General features: G+C 34.9%; 1 protein-coding gene. It reads right to left on the bottom strand.

Going from position 1 to position 252, the window contains the following annotated elements:
* On the bottom strand, positions 1 to 252 hold a 252-nt coding region (locus ACTG7L_RS10855), incomplete at both ends, for a hypothetical protein (RefSeq protein ID WP_439328545.1).

Below are 252 nucleotides of genomic sequence, written 5' to 3'. Positions count from 1 at the left end.
GGAGGAATAGCCAATCACGTTTTTCTTTATTGTGTTTTTTGTCATAATCACTTTCTTTCCTTTGATCAAAATACATCCAATCATCGTTTTTTGCTAAATAAGCTGACAGCAGATCCTTTAATGTTGGCTGATCCTCAAATTCGTTTCGCTTATTCCATCCAAGCCACCCCAAATCTGAATTAATGTTTATTAGTTTATTGATTCCCTGTTGCCAATTAATATTTGCCCATTCTTGTTCCACAGGTTGAAGAA

This window comes from Lonepinella sp. BR2357 (assembly GCF_051851525.1).
In the GTDB taxonomy this organism is placed as follows: Bacteria; Pseudomonadota; Gammaproteobacteria; order Enterobacterales; family Pasteurellaceae; genus Lonepinella.
Note: the sequence above shows the minus strand (reverse complement) of the source record. Positions and strands in the feature narration are given on the sequence as shown.